This is a genomic window from Rheinheimera riviphila, from assembly GCF_004005945.1.
GTDB classification, from domain to species: Bacteria; Pseudomonadota; Gammaproteobacteria; order Enterobacterales; family Alteromonadaceae; genus Pararheinheimera; species Pararheinheimera riviphila.
Genome location: NZ_SACS01000004.1, coordinates 33014 through 57266, shown reverse-complemented (window position 1 = coordinate 57266; position 24253 = coordinate 33014). Strand labels below are relative to the sequence as shown.

The following is a 24253-nucleotide window of genomic DNA, read 5'->3' as shown; positions in this document are numbered from 1 at the left end:
GCTTTTGCGGCTGTTGTTTTGGTCAGGCTGAATTTTCCGCAATAGCGTTTTGTTACTCGCCCTTTTCAATGACGGCTAAAGTTCTTTCGATAAAACGGACAAATGCTTCTTCTGGTACAAAATCAGCTTTGTTTTCCACGTTGAACTTCCCCAAAATAATTTTTATTTGGGCATCATTCTTAATTTCGATGGCCGATTTACCGTCCCCCTTCAGCTTTTTTACTCTGGCCACCCAAGCTAAAGTATTATTCTTAAACAATTGAAGTTCGGTTTTGCCGGTTGGTTTACCGTGCCCAGGGACAATGATACTTTCGTCATTACCTAGCTTGAGAATGCCTTCAATGGCCTTGCTAAACCCGGACACCCCACCCGCATAAAATGTTGGATGCCAGCTTGTGTCATAAATATCCCCCACAAAGATACTGTTACTCTTAGCGTGAAAATAAACTTTATCCACACCTGAATGAGATATAGCCGCAAAATCTTCAATCTCAGTTAAATGAACTGCATCGTTCATCAGCAAACCACCTTGGCCAATAAAATAACTATTTCCACCCGAGTGATCGCTATGCGCATGCGTATTTAATACAAATCTTGCAGATCCTCCAGCAAGGCTATCGATCAGCGCATGCAAAGTGTCTAAATTTTTTTCCCCCGGCATTGGGTCTACCAAGACAATTCCGTCGGTCGTTTTGAACAAACCGATATTTGTGCCATAACCGATAGCATTCAAAATAAATGCGTCTTCGGACAATTTGGTTACCGCAATGTTCGAAGTATTTGCCCACCCGATTGCCGAGTAGATCAGGGCGAAAAAAAATAATGTCAACTTCATGGATAATCCTTTTTTACCCGTCACCCTTGAAGATTCGGGGTTGTTGCCTTCGCTCGCTCGCCCCAGTCACATAGGACAACTATGCTCCTGGGTCTCGCTCCTCGTCGCCTACCCGAATCTTCAATGATTTTGGGTATATACGAAGTACCAATGTTTTAATGTGCGTTTAACATGCCCTCGCACCGCTACCAATACTCCACAATGCGCCGTACTTTGCCATCGGCAAATTCGAAGACAGCCAGGTGATAAGCCGGAGTGCCGGTTTGTTGATAGCGCCTAACCGCTGCCGCATTAAGACCAGGCAACACCGCTTCAATCTGATAACGCGGCACTGAGTCTTTAAACCTTTTGGTTTCAACAGCTTTGAGTGTATTGCGATACAGCAAATCGCGGCTGTAGCTGCCGCCATATTTTTCGTGCACATATTCAAAATCAGCGCTGTATAAAGCAAATAACGCATCGACATCCGCTTTTACTGACGTGGTCAACATCGCTTTGTTCTGTAATTGATTGATTTGATGCACTAAGGCTAATATTTCCGGCGCGGCCATGGGCTGTGGCTGCGCTTGCGAAGCTGCTACAGTTTTTGGTTCAGCGGCCATCAATTGCAAACTGCACAAACCAAGACCACTTATTGCAAAACACATGAGAATAATTTGATTCAATTTCATTAAGTTACTCCAGAAAGTTACGGCGAAAAATTAGGCCTGTCCTCAAACAATCAAGCACCTGCTCACGTTAGCAGGCTGCTTTAAAAACACTGGCGGAAATGCTGATTTTTTGCTGATTTAACCCTGAATGGTAGTTTTATACGGTATGCTCATCCCGAGCTTTTATTGAGCAGAATCAAAGACGTTTTACCCTGGCTTTTAGGATTTCGGTTGTTTCCCTGGCAGGGTGCACTTCAGCAACAGGCAGAGCAGATGTCGCAGCGTGTTCGTATCCATACCAGCATTGTCGATTTTCAGGAGCACACCATCAGTCGCGATGGTGTGGTGTTGCCGGTGCAAGGCAAAGTGCTACAGGTGCTGGCTTGCCTGATGGCACAACAGGGCCAGCTAGTGAGTATTGATACCTTGATGCAGGAAGTATGGGGCCAGACGGTGGTTTCGCCCAACACATTGCAGCGTTGTATTGCCCAGCTGCGAAAAGCCTTTGGTGAAACCAGTCAAACCCAAAATGTGATCAAAACTTACCCAAAACGTGGTTATGCACTAATTGTTCCCGTGATGACCGAAGATGACGTCCTCAAGTCGTCAGCTGCTGCGTCTGACGGCGACGGACCTGCAGTTTTATCGCCACTGAAATCAGCAACAACGACAAACATAACCAGCCGCTGGCTGATTGGCATCGCGGCGATTGCGCTGTTGATTGGCGCTGTTCTCATGCCACACCAGCCAATCCTCAACCAGCCAGCCCTCAACCAGCCAACACCACAGGCGCTGCAGCTGCAAAGCCAAATCACCGCTTCTGATCAACATGAAGACAATGCCAGTTATTCGCCGGATCAGCGCTTTATCGCCTTTGAACGATTTGGCAGTTTTTGCAGCAGTACTTTCTGGTTACAACAGCGTAGCGATAAAAGTGAGTTACAGCTGACACACAGGCTACAACAATTTAGCGGATCTGCCTGGTCCCCGGATTCAACACAATTGGCCATGATCAGCAGCAATCGCTGTGCTGCACCAAATCATGCGCCGTGCTGGCAGGTCGAAGTGATTGAGCTTCATGCACTACTGCAGGACAAAACTCCAGCTGCTGTGAAAAAGCCAGGTTCCTGTGAGCACCAGCCGCTGACCCATCTGGTCTGGACCCAGGATCAGCAACTGTTGCTGCTGCGTCAGGCAAAAAATACCGGCCGGCGCAGCCTGGTGCAGTTGTCAGTTGCCAATGGCCAGTTCACTGAATTATTTGGTGAATCGTTAAGCGACGGCGATATTCTGACGTTCACCCAGCTGCCCAATCAACAGTTGCTGGTGATATCCCATGTTGGCAGTGGCCAGAGTGAAATGCTGAAAGTTACCTTGCAAGGTGAAATATTGTCGCGGCTGCCGATCCAGTATCAACAGCATGCTTCAGCTTTTAATCAAATCGCTTTGCACTATTTGAAAGAGTCCAAACAAATGCTGCTGGAGTCTGATGGTCAACTCTTTACTTTACAGGAAGATGGCAACCTCAAACCGCTGCCTACCCCTTCAGGCTTGCGGTTAAGCCGGTTTGCTTTTGCTGGCAAAAACTCAGTTGCCACCATGGGCGGTATTGATCTGGATATCATCAGCAGTAATCTTCAGGGCGAGCACTTGCAGACGCTACAGCGCTCACCGGCTTTTGAGTCGCAAGCAAAGTTATCGCCACAGGGATCCAGTCAAGCGCAGCAGATGGTGTTTGTGTCGGATCGCAGTGGCCAAAATCAAATCTGGCTGGCTGAAGGCTCCTGGCCGGCTGAAGGCTCTGCACTGCGGCAACTCAGCGCCTTTGATACTCAGGTGAAAATTAATGGTTTGGTGTGGGCCGCTGATGGTCGCTCGGTGCTGGCCGTTGTCAACGACATGCTTTATCAGTTTGCACTCGATGGACAGATGAGCCAACTGCCAACCCCGGTGCGGATTAAATATCTGCATCAGGCGACAGCACAAGGTCTGTTATTGCTTGAATATCAACATGAATTTCAGGAAATGTTGGCGCTCTATCAACCAACAACCGGCGAGCTTACCGCGCTACAGCATGGCAGTTTTGATGATGCCAGGCTCGACCAGCACGATACCTTGTGGTTTAGTGATGCCAGTTTTCATTTATATCAACTTCCAAAAAATCAACAAGTTGCAAAAGCTGTTGTACCGGAATTTACGCTAAGCGCTTTTACCATTGCCGGTGAAAACCTGCTGGCAACCACCAAAAGTGGCGATTTATTGCAGCTTGATTTGCAACTGCAACAACCGAAACTGATCGTTTTACCAAAAGATCGCAATCTGTGGATCAGTGATGCCCGTGCCGAGCAGATTTTATTTAATCAAAAACAAACGATCAGCACTGATATTGTGGAGTTTAGCTGGTAGCAGGCAACAGCTGATAATGCTCAGCAATCCACGGCAACGCCACATCTTCGGGCTGTAAGGTTTCACCGGCGTCAATCCTGAGCATTGGCGTCAACTCAGTACCCTGTAACTCGCTGAATAATTGCCTGACTTTTTCGCCTGAGCCGCAATAAGTATCGCCATAACTGCTATCACCGAGCGTGATTACCGCCCAACTTTTGTTTCCGAAAAGCGGAAACTTGTCCTGCACTTCGACATAAAACGGTACTAAATCATCAGGAATATCGCCCTGGCCGGTGGTGGAGGTAATCACCAGCCAATGATCAGCGTCAGCCTGAAGGACATTATTCAGTCGCGCCGGATGAAACAATTGTGCCTGGTGGCCAATTTTTCCCAATAATTCAATCGCTTGCTCCGCTACGTACTGTGCGCCGCCGTAGACGGTTCCCACCATGACTGCAATTTTCGCCATCGGTTATAATCCTGGTTTGGCCGGATCTGCTTGTACCGGCAATTGTTGAAAATCCAAAGTTGACCATAGCTGTTGATAATAATCCTCGTCTGTTGGCCAGCTAAATGTCGTAAATAGAGGTTTCAGCTCTGCTAAACCTGCATCAAATTGCAACAGCTGGCCTGTGATCGGATGCCGGATTTGCAGTCGTTTTGCCACCAACATCAGCCGCGGCGCCGATAAATGTTTTGCAAACAACTGATTATGCTTACCATCACCATGGCTGGTATCACCAACAATCGGATGGCGTAGATGCGCTAAATGACGGCGCAACTGATGCTTGCGTCCGGTCAGCGGCTGCAGCGCCACTAAGCTATAACGCGCGGCGGCGTATCGGCCAACTGCAACCGGCAGTTCGACCTGTGCCAAAGGCCACAGCGCGGTGCGGGCATCTTGCGCCGCTTTATGCTGGTTTGCCTGTTTGTCGGCGATTTTGTCCAGTTGCTCATACAGCGGATAATCGAGCAGCAATGGCGCTTTGACATAACCGCGCACTACGGCCAGATAAAATTTCTGCCAGCTTTCCTGCTGATGTTGTTCAGTCAGTAACCTCGCGACTTCAGGTGACAAGGCAAACACCAACACGCCTGAGGTTGGACGGTCCAGCCGGTGTACCGGAAACACGTGTTGCCCGAGCTGATTGCGCAAGGTTTGCATCACAAACAAGGTTTCGTGTTTGTCTAAAAACGAGCGATGCACCAACATACCCGCCGGCTTATCGATTGCGACCAGGTATTGATCCAGGTACAAAATGGTTAATACCGGAACCAGGTCTGAAGACTCAGCTACCACAGTTGCATTTGGTTGTTGATGTACTTGCGACAGTTGCGATACGGTCATCTTAAAGACGTCCGGCCGCTGGGATAGAGTCACTGAGCAAAGAATCAAGCGCCTTCAGCACGTCCAACAATGGTTGTTGCGCAGTCGTCAGTGGCGCCCAGGCCAGTTCTGCCATCGGCTGAATATGGCAGTTGCGCGGTAATGGTAAACGGCCGTCGACCAGCGTCTGCATCCGCGGTAAAAAAATAAACTGCAGCCACTGCCCCAGCGTCATCAGATCACAAGCAAAAGGTGCGGTACTGGCTAGAGCCTCTGACGAGGGAACTTGCTGGCTCCACCACTGTAATGCCTTCATTTCGGCTTCAATTTGCTGCAATAACAGCGCAGTCTGTTGATAGTCCATGGTTTCCTGCTGACCCGTTGATTTTCGTGACGCAAAAGATAATGCCAGCGATCCTATCACGCCTTGTAATTTGCTGCAGCGAACCGCATGATCGATATTCTGCAAACTTATTGACGATGGAACCAAAATAGATGGGCTCGGTGTTTATCCTGATTTTATTGATGTTCGTGGCTTATCTGTTTTTACTGCAAAGACGCCAGGACGAACGTGCGACCGGTCTTGCCAGACAACTGTGTCAGCAGCAGCAGATCCAGTTTTTAGATTGTGCCAGAGACAGCCATCGCTGGACCACCGTCAATGGTAAAAAAGGCTTTCGGACTTTGTATCTGGTTGATTTCAGTGGCGATGGTGAAAGCCGCTATCAGGCTGAACTTTGGCTCAAAGGTCAGAAACTAGCGGCGTTTGAGTTACCGGCATTTAAAATGTAACGCGGTTATGGCGCCGAACTTGCCGGAATTTTGGCGAGTTTCGCCGCGAGCTGGCCGGTCAGCATATCTTTAAACATTACCCAATCTGCTGCCAGGCTGAAAAACGGGTATTTAAAGGTCGCTGGCCTGTTATGTTCGATAAAAAAGTGGCCAATCCAGGCACAACCATAACCCGCAACTAATAACGTCCACCACCATTGCCACTGCCCGCTCCACAGCATAAATCCCAGCAAAGCAAGTACCAGCGAACTACCTAGGTAATGCAATAACCGACAGGCCGGCAATTGATGTTCAGATAAGTAATAAGGGTAAAATTCGGCAAAAGTCGTAAACTTTTGCCGGTTGTCTGTGACAGGTGATGACGTCATTTAAGGTTAGCTTGCCGGTTGTTTTGATCTGAACAATAAGGTACCACTCACCGTCTGAAATTCAAGAGTGCAGACCTTTTGATAATCGTCCTGATGAAATAACGGCAAATATTTATCTAAGGTAACGAATACACCGATGCCCTCGGATTCAGGTTCCAGATCCACCCAATGATCAATAGCTTGCAGAAATGTTCGCATCGCAGCAGGTTGGTGGTAAGCCGGATTACGCGCCAGAAATGCCAACATGTGATAACGTTCGGCCGGCATCGCCGCATGGATTTTTTGCTCTTTCTCCAACATTTGCCGGGTCGACAACAAACCGGCCGTCAGTAACATTTTCAGCCGCCAATGCCAGAACCGGTCGCCGCTAAGCGCGCTGGACGGCGTGGTGATACAGGCCACCCCTAATAATTGTTCGCCCTGCATTAATCCCAACAATGGCTGACCCGCATCCCAGAAAGCCGCCAAATCTTCGCGAATGGCCGAACGCAAACGTTTTTCGTAATCGGTTTGTTCAGCGCGGAAAATCTGCATCAAAAGCGGATCATCGTGATAAGCCATATATAAAATTGAAGCCGCTAATTTGAGCTGTTCAGCGTTCAGTACTTCCACGGTCAAAGCTTGTTCGGTTGCAGTGTCGGTCTGTTGCATGCGTGGTGGCCTTTTATTGTTGTTGTGGCTTCATCAACATAGCAGGCAAACCGGCGGACGGAAACCGCCGAATGGTTAAAATTCCAACAGATTTGTGTTTGACGTGCCACATCATGCGGTGGTTGATCCACCGGAACATAGATTGGAAAAGGTGGTGGGCGGTGGACGGTAGTTTGGGATTGAGATTGGGCTGGCAGACCGGGCAATTCCAGTCTGCTGGCACGTTACATAGATAGATTTAAAGTTGTTGGTAGGCCTTGTCACCCCAGCCGACCAATAAACCTTGTTTAAAAATCAGTGCGGTACATTCGTCTTTGGTGGTCATGCCATCGCCGTGCGTACGGTGGGTGCGGTAAAATAATACTTCGGTCGTTTCGCCGTTTTTCTGAAAGTTCTCGCTGAAATTCGGGTTCCCGAGGCTATTTCGAACCGATGCCAGCGTCGCGCCTGTTTGCAGTTGATTGATAAATGATTGATTGTTGGTCTGAATTTTTTGGCTTTTGTCCCATTCTTCGTCGTCGTTGTCGTTGCCAACTGCAACCACACAACCTGATAAACCGACGACAACTGCAGTTGCTGCGAATAATTTAGCTAAAGTATGCATAGAAATTCCTTGTGATGTGTTGGATCAGTAACTTTAAAATGGGTGACAGCTACTGGTTTTGGTTCAATCAGGCATAAGCAAATGCAATGCCATTTTAAAAATAGATAAATTTCAATAACTTAAAATATAAGCGCTCGCTTATGCTATCCACAAAGTGGTAAATTAAACCACTTTTTAGCCATAGCACTTAGATATACGTGCTTCGATGTGAGTGCTTAAATATGGGTGCTGCGATATGACCGATTTATATCCTTTGGTTTGCCAAACTGCCGCCAAACTGCAGGCTGAAGGAAAAACCCCAAGTTTGGCGCTGGTGCGTGCCCATGCCGGAAAAGGACTGGAAACGGCCGCTTTGTTTTCAGCTTACCAACAATGGCGCAGCAATCCGCCGGCAATTGTCCCAGCAACACCGCAAGCTGCACTCACTACAACAGCGCCGGACTTTACCGCAGCTGAACTCATAAAAGACGATGAAATCAAATCATTACGTGAAGAAGTGGCACAGCTTCATGGCAAAGTTGACCGGCTGACGCTGTTCGTTGAACAGATAGCTGCCCAGTTAGGTACAGAGCAGAGTTTGCAACCTGAGGCCGCCAATGTACGTCGCTGAATTGCAGTTTAATATTATCGCCGACACCAGTTATCCGGTAGCAGAGCAAGCCATTCGCCATTATCTGGAAACACTGATTTTTAACGGTCAGATTTTAGGTCGAGAATTTCCAACTTATTTACAACAAGACTGTTTTATCAGCCGGATTATTTTGCCGGAAACGGCGGCGTTGGCTAGTCACCATCACAGTGCAGCGGCCCAACAAGCACTCATGACATTAGGCGAAGCTGGTCTGGCTTTTCCAAAGTTGACGCTGTTGGGTGAAGATTTGATGTCAAATCATACCGATCCGTGCGAAGCGCCGACTGCGCTTATTTTGTATAGTCGTTTTGGTCTGATGAATTCTGTGTTGTACTGCGCCGAACATTTTGCACCGGTGCCCCTGTACCGGTTTTCACCAACTTCAGGGCCCGATCATCAGGATTTGATCCGCTGGCAGCTACAATTTCAGGCGCTGGATGAAATTCAAATGCAGGAACAACGGGTGCTGCCAAAAATTGCGGAAAACAGCCTGCAACAGTTCAATAGCACGCTCAACCGTCAAGGCCGTCAATTTGCGGCGAAAATAGCCCGCCAACAACAAGTCCCGGTGTATTTTGCGTTGTATAGCGGCAGTAGTCGCAACTGCGATACCGAAGCTGATAAATGTTGCCCTGGATGTGGTCAGGCGTGGCACCTGGCAGAACCATTACATCAGCTGTTCGACTTTCAGTGCCAGCACTGCTTGTTGCTCAGCAATATTGCCTGGCAGTGCCAGTGATCGCACTTGTCAATTTATGCAGCGACCGTCAGTTGCTGCAAAAACTCCGCCAGCGAACCGGCTAACTGCTCTTTCACTTCACAACCTGCGTGTTCCAGATATACAGCGCCTGTTTCATTGAGCACCGACAACATAATGTCATCATCGTCAGTGACGGCAAAAAACACCGTTTCACGTTGTTTTAAACGTCTTTTCATCAAAATATGCGCGATGATATTTTGCTGTAACCGACTAAAGTCTTCCTGATGCCATACCATCAATAATTCAGCATTGCCGCGTTGATGCTGAACTTTGAGCCCACCGCCATAACAATGACCATAAAAAGCTTGTAGATCAGGATGTAAGCTAAATTCCAGACCGTGCTCCAGATTGCTGAAATCCTGACATTCACTACGCATAACTGGCCACCAACGTACTTGTTGATCACCAGAAACATTACCGTACTGACAAGGTGACGCTAATTCCGGATCGGCATAACTAAACCAGCTATTGTCGGCAGATTCAGCTGTAGTTCGCGCATTTTGCAGTAATTGGGTGAAAACTTGTGTCACTTCAGACATATCGCTCAGATGATCCTGTGATAAAATTGCCCTATTCTAACCGGTTCGAGCCTGCCATGACAAAACCTGATGAATCTTTATTGGCCCACCTGAATTTGGGCAAAGCAACCGCCTATACCGATCAATACGATGCCACGTTGCTGCAAGCGGTGCCGCGTCAACTGGGTCGGGATGCCATTGGTTTAGCGGCAAGCACGGCGCCATTGCCGTTTTTTGGCCAGGATATTTGGCATGCCTATGAGCTGTCGTGGCTTAACCATAAAGGCAAACCAATGGTGGCGTTAGCGACTTTTGTGGTGCCCGTCACTTCTGCCAACCTGATTGAATCAAAATCTTTTAAGCTTTATCTGAACAGTCTGAATCAGACCCGGTTTCGCGATATTAGTCAGCTGTATCAGACGCTGGTGCATGATTTATCAGGCTGCGCCGGTGATAAAGTGTCGGTGACTATTCACCATGTCAATGAATTGATTGCCTTTCAGCCAACCTGGATCCAGGGTCGTTGCCTCGACGATCTGGATATCGAAGTCGATACCTATGAATTTGATGCCGGCTTATTAAAATTGACAGGTGCAGAAACGGTGATCGAAGAAAAACTGCACTCACATTTACTGAAATCAAATTGCCTGATCACTTCACAGCCAGATTGGGCCAGCGTATTTATTCATTATCGCGGACCAGCCATTGATCACGAAAGTTTGCTGCGTTACCTGATTAGCTTTCGCCATCACAATGAATTTCATGAACAATGTGTTGAGCGAATTTATCTGGATTTGATGCGGTTAGCACAACCGGAATTCCTGGCAGTTTATGCCTGTTATACCCGCCGTGGTGGATTGGACATTAATCCACTGCGTAGCAGCGGCCCTTACAGCCCACCAAACATCCGCTTAACCCGGCAATAAGTCCATCTTGGCAGACAGCGATCAGTTGCTGTCTGCCTATCGCAGCGAAATTCAGAACATATAAGCTAATCAACGACTAAATTTAGCCTTTTCCAGTTCAACACCCAACCAGGCCTGATGAAATTTACGCTGTGCTGTGGTTGGCTTCGCCACCGGCGAGATCTGCGACGGTTTAGCCGGTAATGCGCCCAACACCACTTTTTTGTGTTGCAAACGACCTTCGCGGAACAAACTCAATTCGATGGTTTGTCCTGGCTTAAAATCTTTCATTCGATCAAGCAATGAAGCTTTTAGTTGCAACTGATTCAGCGCAACAATTTCATCGTCAATGGTCACCCCGCCCTTCCAGGCCGGCGAGTTGCGTTCAACTTTGCTGATTTTGTCGCTACCGTTTTTAAATTCGCCGGTTAATCCCAACCAGGCTTGTTGCTCTTTCACCACAACCCGTTCTAGTCCGGCGGCCGCTAGCCGTTTGTCGCTGTCGACCTTGGGTGGTGAATCGACTTGTTGTTGCCACCACGGAAGCAACGATTTACCCGTCAATTCCTGAGCAATGCTCTGCACATCTTTCGCTGTGAAAGCTGTTGTTTTACCAAAACGCTGGTAAAGCTGCCGGTGAATATCACGATAGCTGGCTTTAAGCCCGGAATGACTCAGCAAATAATGATCAAGCAACCAGCTGACCAGATAGCCTTCACTGTAAATGTTCACGCTAAAATTGTCGGCATGATCACCGTTCAGGCTAATCCAGTTATCAAAGCTGCTCTGCGCCACGGATTGCACATGGGCGCCGGGTAACCGGTCAAATTTATCCAGCCGTTTTGCCAAATCCGCATAAAACTCGGCATGCGTCATTAACCCGGCACGTAGCAATAACTGATTTTGGAAATAGCTGGTGGAACCTTCCGAGATCCACAACAACTTACTGTAGTTTGGCTGTAAGTAGTCATAAGGCACCAGCTCAGATGGCCGGTAAGCTTTGACGTTCCAGGTGTGGATCAGCTCATGCGCTGCGGTCGACAAAAACTGTAAATAGTGCTCGCGACTACCGAAACTAAAGCGTTCACGCTGAATAACCGTCGAATTCAGGTGTTCAGTCGCCCCTCTGGCGCCATGGGTGGCATGAATAATAAAAAGATAATGCTGATAAGGGTAGCCTTGCCAGATTGTCGGTGCCTGAGCGACTAATTTCTGTAAGTCAGTGACCATTTGTTTTGGATCGTAATTTCCTTCCCCCCAAATCACCACTTCGTAACTACGACCATCGGCTTCGAAGTTATAGAACTGATGGATACCGGTTTCAATCGGCGAATCGGCTAACACATCGTAATCAGCCGCCAGGAATTGATGCGGGTTTTCGCCGCGCTGCATGCCGGAAGTGCTGCGCCACGCTGTTGGCACTTTTAATTGCACTGATACCGGTTGGTGGCGTGTTTGATCGGTATACATCAGGTAAGCAGAAGCATTGATATAGGCATGGCTATCGTCAATATGGCGGGTGCGCTGCGCCAGTTCATTGGCATAAATCTGGTATTTGATGGTGATAACACCTGGAGTATGCACTTGCAGCTCCCAGATGCTTTTTTCAATTTTATCAAAGGTTAACTGTTGATTATTGCTATCTGTCGCCCGGAATAGCCGCACGCCGCTGGCTAAATCCATAATTTGATATTTACCACTGCGCCAGGCTGGCAGTTTCAGCTGCAACGGACCTGCACGCTCGGCTACAAATCGCATTTCGATATCGGCCAGATGATGCTCTGGCTGGGTAATCGTAATCTGATATTGCGTTTCAGCATGAACCAACCAGACCTGAAACATCAACAACAACAGCACAAAACGACGGACGAACACAGACATAAGGACTCCTTTGTTAATTCGGGAACTTAGGGGAATTGCCGCAGTTTTACCAGCGAAATGCGTTCAAGCTGTACACTTTTCCTTTCAATTACCAAAAAACAATTTTGTCGGCCACTATGAAACATTACAAGATCACTTTTACTTTCGAAACGAAATATGTTTAAATTATCAACGTTGATGCCAGACACATCAACCCACCCATAATTGAAGGACAGTTTCGATGACAATTCTGACCTCTGCTGAAGAACAATCCTGGTTACCCTACTACCTGACCAGGAAATAAAAATAAAGTCCACTACGGACCAGAAAACGGCAAGCTACGGCTTGCCGTTTTTTATGAGCCTCACCATCGTTTTGTAACCTGTCGCAGGACACCTTGCATCCATCGTGCTTTTTTTACAGCATCAGCCAAAACGACTGCGCTTTTTCCGTTATTAACGATATACTTACCGGCAAGTTAACTCGGTGAGCGCCAGGAAAAAGTTTGTAGTGGACACTGAAAACAATCTCAAGCAACAACTCTCAGCAGCATTAAAAGCTAGAAAACAACTCGAAGATACCTACGAAGGTCAGTTTAAAATTCTGACTCAGTTTGTGTCCCGTTTGTCTTTAGTCTGCAAAGGGATTGATATCGAGTTAGACAATAAACTGGCAAAATTGCGGGTAGAGCTGGGTAAAGGCGTTGATCTTGAAAAAGTTTTGCCGCTGGTCGACGGTACCACTGAGCATCTGAAAGTCCTCGAATCGAAACAGCATCAGGATGTTAAACGAGCGCAACAAAGCCTGACTGTTGCCGGTAAATTGCTGCAGAAGCAACGAGGATTGCCCGACCAACTTCGACGTGATTTACGCGATTTACTAAATAGAGTCGACGAGCCTACACCCAGCGTGCAAGCCTTTTTACCTCATCTGACGCACCTGACTGAACTGTACCAGCTGGCGTTAAATGCCAAGCAAAATATGGCGATTGAAGAGCTCAGTGATGCCACACGTTATGAAGCGATTTGTCGGCAAATCTCAGTAGAACTAACCAATTTATTAAGCGAACTAGCGTTTGAAGGGCAATACGCCAAATCAATCGAAAGTATTCGGCTGAGCTTGTTGTCAGAACTGGGGATCGAAAAGCTGCTGGAAGCTTGTCTGCACACCATCGAAATTATTATTTCCAGCATCAACGATGAACGCCAGTCCGCCCAGCACTTTTTATTAAAGCTAAATGAAGCGCTAACCAGCGTACAGCAATCGTTGGTTTCGTCGCTTAATACCAGCAATAACATCAAAGAAAAAATGCAGCTGCTGAATCAACAGATTGAGCGGCAAATTGAATTATTGGGCCAGGAAACCAAATCCGCGACCTCGTTAGAACAATTGCAACTGATGGTATCGGATAAGCTGGGGGCTATTACTTCCTCGTTAAAAGATAAAGAAGCACTGGAACGTCAGGAACGGCAGCTGTTGCTGCAAGCAGTACAGCAAATGGATGCAAGGTTAAAAGAGCTGGAAGAAGAAGCGTCGCAGTTTAAAAAGCGGCTGGCCGAACAAAAATTCCGAAGCTTGCAGGACTCGTTAACCGAACTACCAAACCGCGCCGCTTTTGATGAACGGTACGAACTTGAAGTCAAACGTTTTAAGCGCTCTGGCAAACCTTTGGCCATTGTACTTGGCGATGTCGATCATTTTAAAAACATCAACGACAGTTATGGTCACAGTGCCGGCGACAAAACCTTAAAAGTCATCGCCAAGGCCCTGAAACAAAGCCTGCGGGACACCGATTTTATTGCCCGTTATGGTGGTGAAGAATTTATTTTGTTGTTTCCGGAAACGGCGATGGAAGATTTGTCGGTACCGCTGAATGCGATCCGGGAAAAAATTAAGCGGATCCCGTTTAAGTTTAAAGACACTAACGTGCCGATCACCATTTCTTTTGGCGCCACCGAATTACGCGGCGCCGACACGAACCGCGAAGCGTTTGACCGCGCTGATGAAGCATTATACGAAGCCAAACGTAATGGCCGGGACAAGGTGGTTTTTAAAAAGTAGCGTAGAACTATCACCAGGATCCGCCTGCACATTCGATCCTGACATCAGCTTGTCGTGGTGATGTCAGCCCACAAGGAGTCATCATGCACGTACAACTGAACCCACTGGGTGCGATGGATTTATTGTCGCAGCTGGAAGTTGATCAACTGAAACAAAATGCCAACAGCGAAATTTTCCGGTTGTTCCGCAATTGCTGTTTAGCCGTGTTAAATGTTGGCAGTCATACCGATAGTTCGGCGGAAATTTATCAGCAATTTGAGAACTTTAGCGTCAACCTGATTGCCCGTGAACGCGGTATCAAAATTGAGTTATTTAACCCGCCGCTCAATGCCTTTGTCGATGGCCAGATCATTAAAGGGATCCACGAGCATTTATTTGCTGTGCTGCGCGATATTTTGTTTTATCACACCCAGCTTGGGGTTGATCAAAACCGCTTTGACCTGCAAAACAGCGACCATTTGACCCACACCGTGTTTGATATTTTACGCAATGCCCGGGTGATCAATTCCAGCACCGAACCCAATATGATTGTGTGTTGGGGCGGCCATTCGATTAATGAAGTGGAATATAAATACACCAAAGAAGTCGGTTATCAACTGGGCTTACGTGGCCTGAATATTTGTACCGGTTGTGGACCGGGTGCAATGAAAGGCCCGATGAAAGGCGCCACCATCGGCCACAGCAAACAACGCATCCGGCACGGTCGGTATCTGGGCTTGACCGAACCGAGCATTATTGCCGCTGAACCGCCGAACCCAATCGTCAATGAACTGGTGATTTTACCGGATATTGAAAAACGCCTGGAAGCCTTTGTCCGCACCGCGCACGGTATTATTATTTTCCCTGGCGGTGCTGGCACTGCTGAAGAGCTATTGTATTTACTCGGCATTATGTTGCACCAGGACAATGCCGATCAGGTGTTACCGGTGATCTTGACCGGGCCAAAACAAAGCGAAGCTTATTTCCTGGAATTACAGTCGTTTATCGAACAAACGCTTGGCCCAGCGGCATTAAAATTGTTTGAAGTAATTATTGATGATCCGGCATTAGTCGCGCAGAAGCTAAAACAAGGCTGTGCTGACCTTCGCCAATTCCGCAAAACTGTCGGTGATGCTTATCATTTCAACTGGTCATTGCAAATTGACAGCGATTTCCAGCATCCATTTGCGCCAACTCACCAGAACATGGCAGCGTTGGATTTACATTTGGAGCAAGACAAGGCCAAACTCGCGGCTAATTTACGGCGCGCTTTTTCCGGTATTGTCGCTGGCAATGTCAAAGATGAAGGCATCAAAGCGATTGCCCAGCACGGACCTTTTGTGTTGTCGGGTGAGCCGAAGTTAATGGTGCTGATGGACAAGCTATTAGAAGCCTTTGTCGCACAGGGCCGGATGAAACTGCCTGGCAGCAAATATATTCCTTGTTATAAAATCGCCCTCTGAGTTCTGCCTTGAAAAACCAGCTCACGACAACGGTCGTTGTGGGCTGTTGTTGGCCGGATCTGCCCTGACAAACAGCATAAGATTGGTTAGCATCAGGCTGCGTTACAATATATGGCAAGCTTTTTGTATCCATTTTGTATCAATATTAATTAATGGCGACCTGCCAAGCAGCGTCGGAGCAAAACAAATGAGTAAGCGAATTTGGTGGATACTGATCGGTGCGGTGTTGTGTTATCCAGTCATTACCTGGATGGTGCTGAATTACTACCCGGATGATCCGTCACAAATGGTCTGGAGTGATCGCGAAGCTTTTAATCACAAGTTCATTTCTCAAATCAGCAACATCAGCGCAGTCAAGCAAACCGACCTCATCGAAAAATTGGGTGGTCCCGATATTACCGAAGCAGAAAAAATTGGTGCTGATACTTATCAATTGATGTACTACCGCACCAAACGCGCGGTTTCGGACGGAATTACCACTACGCACGAGTGCACGGCTTTATTGTTTAAAAACCAACAACTGATTGCACTGGATACCGACGCAGTTACTTTGTATCAGCAAGTTACCAAACCACATGCTTAAAGAATCGACGGCATTGCTGCAGCTTTACCAGTATCTGGATCGATTTTACCAGCAGGTAAAATCGCCGCCGGATGGCGAAAAACTGCCGCTGATTGCCGAACAAATTGCGGTGCAACTGGCGAAAATATGCCAGCAACAGCCAGCACTGGCATTTAGTCAACTGGCATTAACGCCGGTTAACAGCATGTACATCAGCCAGTTAGCGATGAAACAATCGGTACTGCTATCAGCACTGGCCACCGCAGGTAACTGGCCGTTAACGGTTTTAGAAGAATTGCTGGCCGGCAATTTGTTTCGGCTGACCGGCATTGTGCAACAGCTGAGTCAAACCACGCCGGCTTCGCAGGAGCAAGCGCTCCTGCTCAGTCAGCAGGCCGGATTGTATACACTCAAAGCATTCGGCGCCGGCTTTCAACACCGGCAGTGGCGGCAACTGCTGACAGATAGCAGTCTCAGTAAGCAGCCTAAATCCACCACGCAACGTGTGCCTTATGCCGCAGCGTTAATGTTCTGCAATGACCTGAGTCTGCAGATCACCCCTGGTCTGACAAAAACGGTCCCAGGGCTGGAGCTGGTGATCCAGCAGCTTCTGCACAAGCCTGCAAATCCAGAGCAGCGTCATTTCGCCCGACAACTTGCTAAGTTAGGCCGGACTTTGCTACTCGCTGGCCGGTTTTGCAGTGACACTATTGGTGAAGTGGCACTGATCATCACCGCTGAACCCAAACTTCTTGGCCATATTTTTGATTTAACCAGTAAAAAACTACAACCACATCCGATTGAACTAACCGAATCCAGTCTTAAATTGTTACCGCCAAGACTGCTGCCGAGTAGTCAGTGGCTGGATTTGTTTGTGACCGCAGTACGCGAGCAGACGGTATTGCCGCCGCTCGCCATCGCAGAGATTCAACAGCTGAATCCAAATCACCCGGTGCGAAAGCAAGTGGCGTGGCTGGAGCAACATCCGCAGCTCAGCAGCCATTTATTACGCCAGGCAGGAAAACGCACCCGCAAGGGGCTTCAGATCGAAAGTTTGTCGCATGCGGTGGCATTAATTGGTGCCGATCAGCTACCACAAATTTTACGTCAGGGCTGGTTGCAACAGCAAAGTCAGCTCTGTCGGCAGCCGTATCAGCGCTGGTTTAACCAATTAGAGGTGTGTCTGGCGAGCGCTTGGCAAATGCTGGCCGAGCATACAAAATCGCTGGCACTTTCGGCAGCAGATGCGGAATTGCTCGCCGGATGTTTTGTATTGCCGCTACAACAGGATGAACGCTGCCGTTACTTACCGTTGCAAGCGACTTCGGACAAACCGTCGCCATTGCTGCAATTCAGTTACCAGATGTGCTGGCAACAAACGGATTATCCACGACAGGTTTCACAAAGTGTCGCCGCCGTTGGCCTGCCGATGATCTGGCAGGATGGTGCACTTTATTATCGACAACTGGTTGAAATACAAAACAATTATACACAACAGCAATGCGCCCGCTTACTCATTGCTTTGGGCTTTATGATGGCCGAAGCGGTATTTTATGGGGTGAATGCACAACCGGCCACCACGGAAAATACCTTCAAAAATGCCCGGCATGCGCTGGATCTACCGTTGCGCTCCTGGCAAGAATGGTTGCAACAACTGAGTGCAGGCGCAGGTTGTTATTATCCTTTGCAACCAGAAATGTAGTTTTCTTTCATCAGATTCAGTTATTTTCAGTATCAATCTGCTGTATGGGGCAAGGTTCTGCCTGAACTGGAAACGAATAACGAAAAATGCTACCATTCTCCCGTTTTTGATGTCAGGCCAAGGCTACATTTTTCAGTCTGGTCCAGTATTTTCCCACTGACATCTTCCTTCCCGCACATCAGATTTAAGGAACTTTATGAGTTCGCAAACTATTACTGTGATTAAAGGCGACGGCATTGGCCCAAGCATCGTTGAAGCGGCCATTGCGGTGCTGGATAAAGCCGGTTGCCAGTTCAATTACGAATATGTCGATGCAGGCCTGACCGCGTTGGAAAAAACCGGTGACTTATTGCCTGCAGCAACGTTAGATGCCATTGCCCGCAACAAAATCACCTTAAAAGGTCCTTTAACCACGCCGGTTGGCGAAGGTTTCACCTCCATTAACGTGACCTTGCGCAAAAAATTCAATTTGTATTCCAATGTCCGCCCGGTGATTTCATTTAAAGGCACCAAGGCCCGTTACGAAAATATCGATATTATTACCGTGCGTGAAAACACCGAAGGTATGTACTCAGGTGCTGGTCAGGTGGTTAAAAACGAAGGCGAACTGGCGGAAGCCATGAGTATCGTCACCCGCGAAGGCTCTGAGCGGATTGTAGAGTTTGCTTTTGAACTGGCACGCCGCGAAAACCGCAAAAAAGTCACCATTGTGCATAAAGCCAACATTCTGAAATCAACGTCAGGTTTGTTCTTGAAAACTGCCCGTGAAGTGGCTACCCGCTATCCGGATATTCAAGCTGTTGAAATGATTGTCGATAACGCCTGTATGCAGCTGGTGATGAATCCACAGCAATTTGATGTGATTGTGACCACCAACTTATTCGGCGATATTCTGTCCGATTTATGTGCCGGTTTGGTCGGCGGTTTAGGCATGGCACCTGGCGCCAATATTGGCCACGATTGTGCCGTATTTGAAGCCGTGCACGGCAGCGCACCAGATATTGCCGGTAAGAACCTGGCCAACCCTAGCTCAGTGATCCTGGCGTCAATTCAAATGCTGGAATATCTGGGCATGGCTGACAAAGCACAAAAAATCCGTGCCGCTTTGACCGATGTGATCGCTTCTGGCGATCGCACTACCCGCGACCTTGGCGGCGTGCATGGCACCACCGATTTTACGGCGGCGATGTTAGAACGGCTTTAATCGTCATCCTTGAAAATACCGGACGCCAGCAAAAAGCCGCAGCACCGCCTGCGGCTTTGTTATTTGTGCAGTTACATTCCTAAAAACGGCGTGCTGCCGATTTAAACATCAGCTACCCGCTATCGCGCCAGCGCATTTACTAGCTGCAATACACCAGGGTGCGTTAACTTACGTTCAGGTGAAATTGCATAAAACACTTCTTTGACCGCATCGGTGCGCCCAACTACCACCACTTCATATTGCTGACAAATTTGCTGCTCGATTTGTGAAGGTGCCGAAAAAACGCCAAGCCCTTGCTGGCCAAAAGCATTCATCAGCGCACTGTCGTCAAATTCCGCCCGCACCGCCGGAGCAATGCCATGCTGCTCAAACCAGGCGTCAAGGCGCTGCCGGATCAACGAACGTTTACTCTGTAACAAGATGGGTTGCTGGTGCAGACATTGCGGAAAGCTCTGCAAGGCCAAAGTAGCGGCCAGACTCTTCGCCGCAAAAAAGCTGGTGGTCGATTCAGTGATTTGATGGTTGTAAGCTTTGATCGAACTGCTGGGTAATAACGGTTGATCGGTGAGTACCAAATCTATTTTATTGACCGCTAGCTCGGCCAACAAACTGGCCTGTTCGCCTTCACGACAAATCAACCGCAGTTGTTCCGGCATGCTAAAAACCGGTTTAAGCATTTCATAAATAAATGCTTTTGGCAGCACATCGGTAATACCCACAGTAAATGTTTGCCAATGCCGCACATTCTGATGTTTCAGCACGGCCCGCAGTTCATCACCAAGTTCAAAAATACTTTCGGCATAACGATAGCTAACCCGCCCGACTTCGGTCAGCGACCACTTTTTGCTTTGCCGGTTAAATAACGCACTGCCGGTGCTGTGTTCCAGCGCACTGATCTGGCCGCTGATGGTCTGAGGCGTGATATGCAATTGTTCGCTCACTCTGGCAATACTGCCTTCTTTGGCGACCAGGTAAAAATAAAACAGCTGATTAAAATTGACGGGAGTCATCGTTACTTTCTGGCCTCAAAATTTGCAAAAGGGAACATGACCAGCCCGCGTCTGACGGTAAGTCCCGGCAGTTTAATGATCAACTGTCGGTAACACCGACTCAGATTCAACAATAGCGACTGAACCACAAGCCGAACTTTTATCATAATGATACAGATCCTTTTCACACAACTGCTCAAAATCATCGTCCTTAAATGCCATGTTCAGTCTGAGCATTTGTCCAAGCGGCAACAAACCGAAACTGGCCACATATTGATAATCCAGTTTAACGATTCGGGTATCAACTTTCCCCGGAAATTCGGGTTGCAACAAAAAATTCAGTTTTGGCCGACCAAACCTGAAAAGTACATCCTGATACTCTTGCCAGAACTGAGTGGCTGTTTCGTCCAGTCGATAGACATACCAGTGTTGTGCTAGTTTTTCATCATAACCAGCGGTTTCCAGATGCAGTTGTACATCTTGTTGATAAAGCTGTTCATCATACTTATATTCCAGCTGCACCTTACCGTTCTCACCGTGCCCGGGCAACGGCTGTGGACTGTTGATCCGCAATCGCCAATGTTCAATCGGGGACACTAAAAACTCAGAACTAAAATAGACTCGCTTTACCCAGACCGGCTGTGCATCACGTACTGCTTTTGGCTGCAACATGACTGTCTTGTTCGCAGCAATCAAATAGCCTTTAGTGGCTTGCCCCATCACACTGCAGCCTGTCAATCCAGTCACGAGAGTCAAAACCCCGCATAGAGAACGACCGATTTTCACCAAACTTCCCTCACTTAAAATTTTAACTTCAAGTGCAGTGTAAAATGATAAACCACCGGCCGAAATCAAAAGGTGACCAAAGGTAAAATTGATGTATTTATCTGGTTAAATTAACGGATGAATGGTGTAAGCCCACCAAACGAATATCAAGATCATGGGCATGATATGCTGTTCAACTTACTGGTTGCCGCCATTGAGCGCCAAGAATAGGTATCGGCAGGAAATTTATCGCAGTTGCAAAAACTATCTAAGTAAATGATAGAACTCAATATTAATCTGAACAATTGATTTAGCAGAGGGACTTTCAGCAATTTTTTTGAAATAAAGTTTGACGTAATGCTTAAACACTATACAATGGCGACAGTTTGAAAGTTAGTACCATATTTATGCACACCGAACAGTTACTGTTGTATTAGTACGTCCTGTATTCATAAGTCATAGCACCACTTCCAGCACCACCGCCTGATACCAGGCTTAATTATCAAATATATACAGGATACATATCATGTCTAATACAACTACCGGTACAGTAAAATGGTTCAACGAAACTAAAGGTTTTGGCTTCATTGAACAAGCTTCAGGTCCAGACGTTTTCGCTCACTTCAGCGCAATCGCTAGCACTGGCTTCAAAACACTGCAGGAAGGCCAACGCGTGTCTTTCACAGTAACTCAGGGCCAGAAAGGTCCTCAGGCTGAGAAAATCGTTGTTCTGTAATTAGAACTCCGACTTTGGTAAGTTAATCTTACCAAACTAAATCAGGGCAACTCTTCGGATGTTGCCCTTTTTTATGTCCGTTGTTGCAGGGAGCAAAATCAGCGGTGATGTCCACGGAATGACATTGTTCCAACACAATAAGGTCAGAATCAATTGTTAATGTTGATTAATAATTGCTTCTGACCTTTTTGTTTTCAGAGAAATCCTGGACGTTCCGGGGCTGTACTCTTTTCATTTATGCAGCCGCGGCTGCAACTTAACAGGATTAAATTGTGAGCAATTTAACATTTGCCAGTTTGGCACTCCCTTCTGCTTTAGTCGAAAACTTAACTGGTTTAGGTTATACCGAAATGACCCCCATTCAGGCGGCGTCTTTACCCAAAGTATTGGAGGGCATTGATGTGATTGGTCAGGGTAAAACCGGCTCTGGTAAAACCGCCGCTTTTGGTTTGGGTATTCTGGCGAAATTAGAAGTCAAAAGATTCCGGGTCCAAAGTTTAGTGTTATGCCCAACTCGGGAACTGGCTGATCAAGTCGCCAAAGAAATCCGTAAACTGGGACGCAGTATTCACAATATTAAAGTTTTAACGCTGTGTGGTGGTGTACCTTTTGGTCCGCAGCTGGGCAGTCTGGAACATGGCGCCCATATTATTGTCGGTACGCCGGGTCGGGTGGAAGAACATTTGGCCAAAGGTTCGTTAAAGCTGGATGACTTAACGACGCTGGTGCTGGATGAAGCCGACCGGATGCTGGAAATGGGTTTTCAACCGACCTTAGATGCCATCATGGCCTATACGCCAGTTGAACGTCAGACATTATTATTCAGTGCCACTTATCCAAAACAAATTCAGGCGATGGCCGAGCGGCTGATGAAAAACCCTGAATTGATCCAGGTCGAATCCAGCCACAACAATTTAAGTATCAGTCAGCATTTTTTCAAAATTGGCTCGAACACCGAACGCCTGCAAGCGGTGCAGTTATTGCTGCAAAAGCATCGCCCGGTCAGCTCAGTGGTGTTTTGTAACACTCGTAAAGAAACTCAGGAAGTTGCTGATTCTCTTGCCGATTTAGGCTTTAGCGTGATGGCGTTACACGGTGATTTAGAGCAGCGCGATCGCGACCAAACCCTGGTGCGTTTTGCCAATAAGTCGGTGTCAGTGTTGGTCGCGACTGACGTTGCTGCCCGTGGTCTGGATATTGATGCGCTGGACGCGGTGATCAACTACCAATTAGCCCATGATGTCGACACCCATACCCACCGCATTGGCCGGACTGGTCGGGCTGGCAGCAGCGGTATTGCCTGCAGTTTATTTAACGATCAAGACGGCTATAAAATCGGCCTGTTGGAAGATACGCTGAACGGCACTATAGAAGCAGAGCCATTACCGGATCTATCAGTACTGAGCTTGCCACCGCTGCAACCACCGATGACGTGCTTGTTAATTGACGCTGGCAAACGGCAAAAACTGCGCGCCGGTGATGTGCTGGGCGCTTTGACCGCCGATCAGCAACTGGGCCGCGACCATATTGGTAAAATCAGTTTATTTGATGATTGGGCTTATGTGGCGGTGCGCAGCGATATCACCAAGCTGGCGCTTGGCATGTTTAGCCAAGGCATTAAAGGCCGCAATATCCGCGTGCGGATCGTCGGTTAATTGTTGTTGTCAGGCTCGGTCAACTGTTTGCGCTGCAACAGTTGACCGAGCACGAAAAAATATTCTAGCCAACACTGCGCCAAATGTCCGGATAATTCAGCGGTGGGATACAACCCGGCTTTCGCTGCTGGGCCAGTTAAACACCCTGAAACCAAAAAGCTATTTTGCAGCTGTTGCTGCTGCAACATATGTTCAAACGCCCTGGCGGCCATTTCTTCCGGCATCGCATAATACAGCTGACTGGCTTTGCGATCATAATCCCGACAAATCTTAAAAAACTCACTTTGCTGCGAAGCGCTACTATCTAAATACAGCAGGCTAAAAGCCCGATGTAATAACGCATTCAGCGGATGTGGCCGCAGTGCACTGTGTTGTAACCATAATTTACTGGCAAAACTATGCTTGGCCGCTGAAGTTTCAAACATTTTATCGGCAATATAATGATCAAACGCATGAAACCACTCGTGCGCCAGACTGCCGCCTCCGGCATTTTTAGCCAGCGCCAATAAACGACCAGCCGGTTGATAAAAAGCACAACTGCCCGGCCTGCCGCCAATGCCAAAACTCAGCGCTAAAGTGCCGTTGAGTGAAATCACCTGTGCCGGTACCTGCAATAGCAACTGCAAATCACAAAGCGCATCAAAAAACAGATTGGCAGCAATTTGCTGTTCGCTGGCACTGACCCAACGGCCGATTTTAATTCGCTGAAAATCAAAGATTTTTACGATATCGCCGAAACTGACGTCGGCACCGGCACGATGATTGGGACCGTTTCGAAAATATGGTCGTTGGATCCGTGGCAGATCAAGCTGGATTGGCGGGGTTTTCATCACGTAAATTTCATCACA

Annotated in this window: 25 protein-coding genes; 12 read left to right on the top strand and 13 right to left on the bottom strand. The window is 47.7% G+C overall.

The window, feature by feature from the left end:
• Positions 1 to 52: 52 nt before the first annotated feature.
• The gene (locus EOE67_RS05335; RefSeq protein ID WP_127698017.1) at positions 53 to 835 is read right to left on the bottom strand and encodes an MBL fold metallo-hydrolase; all 783 of its coding nucleotides are present in this window, start codon (positions 833 to 835) and stop codon (positions 53 to 55) included.
• Positions 836 to 1020: 185 nt separating this feature from the next.
• Positions 1021 to 1506, bottom strand: coding sequence for a nuclear transport factor 2-like protein (locus EOE67_RS05330; RefSeq protein ID WP_127698016.1), 486 nt, complete (start codon positions 1504 to 1506; stop codon positions 1021 to 1023).
• A gap of 252 nt (positions 1507 to 1758) precedes the next feature.
• On the opposite strand from EOE67_RS05330, the gene EOE67_RS05325 reads away from it, so the two are divergent.
• Positions 1759 to 3891, top strand: coding sequence for a winged helix-turn-helix domain-containing protein (locus EOE67_RS05325; protein ID WP_127698015.1), 2133 nt, complete (start codon positions 1759 to 1761; stop codon positions 3889 to 3891).
• Here the strand turns inward: EOE67_RS05325 and EOE67_RS05320 are convergent.
• The 3 genes from EOE67_RS05320 to EOE67_RS05310 are packed head-to-tail and all read right to left on the bottom strand — an operon-like array spanning position 3881 to position 5564.
• Positions 3881 to 4342, bottom strand: coding sequence for a flavodoxin (locus EOE67_RS05320; RefSeq protein WP_127698014.1), 462 nt, complete (start codon positions 4340 to 4342; stop codon positions 3881 to 3883). The two genes, EOE67_RS05325 and EOE67_RS05320, sit on opposite strands and share 11 nt — an antisense overlap.
• A gap of 3 nt (positions 4343 to 4345) precedes the next feature.
• Positions 4346 to 5221, bottom strand: a complete 876-nt coding sequence (truC, locus tag EOE67_RS05315) for a tRNA pseudouridine(65) synthase TruC (RefSeq protein ID WP_127698013.1) — start codon at positions 5219 to 5221, stop codon at positions 4346 to 4348.
• A 1-nt stretch (position 5222) separates the two neighbouring features.
• Positions 5223 to 5564, bottom strand: a complete 342-nt coding sequence (locus EOE67_RS05310) for a YqcC family protein (protein WP_127698012.1) — start codon at positions 5562 to 5564, stop codon at positions 5223 to 5225.
• Between the two features lie 131 nt (positions 5565 to 5695).
• On the opposite strand from EOE67_RS05310, the gene EOE67_RS05305 reads away from it, so the two are divergent.
• Positions 5696 to 5992, top strand: a complete 297-nt coding sequence (locus EOE67_RS05305) for a DUF3301 domain-containing protein (RefSeq protein WP_127698011.1) — start codon at positions 5696 to 5698, stop codon at positions 5990 to 5992.
• A 5-nt stretch (positions 5993 to 5997) separates the two neighbouring features.
• Here the strand turns inward: EOE67_RS05305 and EOE67_RS05300 are convergent, their stop codons facing one another.
• From EOE67_RS05300 to EOE67_RS05290, 3 genes are all read right to left on the bottom strand, one after another.
• The gene (locus tag EOE67_RS05300) at positions 5998 to 6360 is read right to left on the bottom strand and encodes an Mpo1-like protein (protein WP_127698010.1); all 363 of its coding nucleotides are present in this window, start codon (positions 6358 to 6360) and stop codon (positions 5998 to 6000) included.
• A 6-nt stretch (positions 6361 to 6366) separates the two neighbouring features.
• On the bottom strand, positions 6367 to 7011 hold the full coding sequence (locus EOE67_RS05295) for a GNAT family N-acetyltransferase (RefSeq protein WP_127698009.1): 645 nt from the start codon (positions 7009 to 7011) through the stop codon (positions 6367 to 6369).
• Positions 7012 to 7249: 238 nt separating this feature from the next.
• Entirely contained in the window at positions 7250 to 7615 is a 366-nt protein-coding gene (locus EOE67_RS05290; protein ID WP_127698008.1) for a DUF3192 domain-containing protein, read from the bottom strand.
• A gap of 235 nt (positions 7616 to 7850) precedes the next feature.
• On the opposite strand from EOE67_RS05290, the gene EOE67_RS05285 reads away from it, so the two are divergent.
• Positions 7851 to 8225, top strand: coding sequence for a hypothetical protein (locus tag EOE67_RS05285; protein ID WP_127698007.1), 375 nt, complete (start codon positions 7851 to 7853; stop codon positions 8223 to 8225).
• Positions 8212 to 8985, top strand: a complete 774-nt coding sequence (locus EOE67_RS05280; RefSeq protein WP_127698006.1) for a DUF2310 family Zn-ribbon-containing protein — start codon at positions 8212 to 8214, stop codon at positions 8983 to 8985. The genes EOE67_RS05285 and EOE67_RS05280 overlap by 14 nt, the downstream gene beginning before the upstream one ends.
• Before the next feature lie 14 nt (positions 8986 to 8999).
• On the opposite strand, the gene syd is transcribed toward EOE67_RS05280, so the two are convergent.
• Entirely contained in the window at positions 9000 to 9545 is a 546-nt protein-coding gene (syd, locus tag EOE67_RS05275; protein ID WP_127698005.1) for a SecY-interacting protein, read from the bottom strand.
• Positions 9546 to 9601: 56 nt separating this feature from the next.
• On the opposite strand from syd, the gene queF reads away from it, so the two are divergent.
• The gene (gene queF, locus EOE67_RS05270) at positions 9602 to 10450 is read left to right on the top strand and encodes an NADPH-dependent 7-cyano-7-deazaguanine reductase QueF (protein WP_127698004.1); all 849 of its coding nucleotides are present in this window, start codon (positions 9602 to 9604) and stop codon (positions 10448 to 10450) included.
• A gap of 69 nt (positions 10451 to 10519) precedes the next feature.
• Here the strand turns inward: queF and EOE67_RS05265 are convergent, their stop codons facing one another.
• Positions 10520 to 12310: a M61 family metallopeptidase gene (locus EOE67_RS05265; RefSeq protein WP_240652722.1), complete on the bottom strand. Its 1791-nt coding sequence runs from the start codon at positions 12308 to 12310 to the stop codon at positions 10520 to 10522.
• Positions 12311 to 12799: 489 nt separating this feature from the next.
• On the opposite strand from EOE67_RS05265, the gene EOE67_RS05260 reads away from it, so the two are divergent.
• The 5 genes from EOE67_RS05260 (at position 12800) to EOE67_RS05240 (ending at position 19260) form a co-directional block, all read left to right on the top strand.
• Positions 12800 to 14350 (top strand): sensor domain-containing diguanylate cyclase, encoded by a 1551-nt coding sequence (locus tag EOE67_RS05260; RefSeq protein WP_127698003.1) that lies wholly within the window; start codon positions 12800 to 12802, stop codon positions 14348 to 14350.
• Between the two features lie 83 nt (positions 14351 to 14433).
• On the top strand, positions 14434 to 15792 hold the full coding sequence (gene ppnN, locus EOE67_RS05255; RefSeq protein ID WP_127698002.1) for a nucleotide 5'-monophosphate nucleosidase PpnN: 1359 nt from the start codon (positions 14434 to 14436) through the stop codon (positions 15790 to 15792).
• A gap of 187 nt (positions 15793 to 15979) precedes the next feature.
• Positions 15980 to 16375, top strand: coding sequence for a DUF3192 domain-containing protein (locus EOE67_RS05250; RefSeq protein ID WP_127698001.1), 396 nt, complete (start codon positions 15980 to 15982; stop codon positions 16373 to 16375).
• On the top strand, positions 16368 to 18056 hold the full coding sequence (locus EOE67_RS05245; RefSeq protein ID WP_127698000.1) for a hypothetical protein: 1689 nt from the start codon (positions 16368 to 16370) through the stop codon (positions 18054 to 18056). Before EOE67_RS05250 ends, EOE67_RS05245 begins: the two co-directional genes overlap by 8 nt.
• A 196-nt stretch (positions 18057 to 18252) precedes the next feature.
• Positions 18253 to 19260, top strand: coding sequence for an isocitrate dehydrogenase (locus tag EOE67_RS05240; protein WP_127697999.1), 1008 nt, complete (start codon positions 18253 to 18255; stop codon positions 19258 to 19260).
• A 119-nt stretch (positions 19261 to 19379) separates the two neighbouring features.
• Here the strand turns inward: EOE67_RS05240 and nhaR are convergent, their stop codons facing one another.
• Positions 19380 to 20270, bottom strand: coding sequence for a transcriptional activator NhaR (gene nhaR / locus EOE67_RS05235; RefSeq protein ID WP_127697998.1), 891 nt, complete (start codon positions 20268 to 20270; stop codon positions 19380 to 19382).
• Between the two features lie 72 nt (positions 20271 to 20342).
• Positions 20343 to 20921: a hypothetical protein gene (locus tag EOE67_RS05230; protein ID WP_127697997.1), complete on the bottom strand. Its 579-nt coding sequence runs from the start codon at positions 20919 to 20921 to the stop codon at positions 20343 to 20345.
• A 619-nt stretch (positions 20922 to 21540) separates the two neighbouring features.
• Between EOE67_RS05230 and EOE67_RS05225 the strand changes: the two genes are divergently transcribed.
• Positions 21541 to 21750, top strand: coding sequence for a cold-shock protein (locus EOE67_RS05225; protein WP_068064442.1), 210 nt, complete (start codon positions 21541 to 21543; stop codon positions 21748 to 21750).
• A 272-nt stretch (positions 21751 to 22022) separates the two neighbouring features.
• Positions 22023 to 23405, top strand: coding sequence for an ATP-dependent RNA helicase DbpA (gene dbpA, locus EOE67_RS05220; protein ID WP_127697996.1), 1383 nt, complete (start codon positions 22023 to 22025; stop codon positions 23403 to 23405).
• On the opposite strand, the gene EOE67_RS05215 is transcribed toward dbpA, so the two are convergent.
• Complete coding sequence (locus EOE67_RS05215) at positions 23402 to 24235, bottom strand: CLCA_X family protein (protein WP_127697995.1); 834 nt, start codon at positions 24233 to 24235, stop codon at positions 23402 to 23404. The two genes, dbpA and EOE67_RS05215, sit on opposite strands and share 4 nt — an antisense overlap.
• Positions 24236 to 24253: the final 18 nt, after the last annotated feature.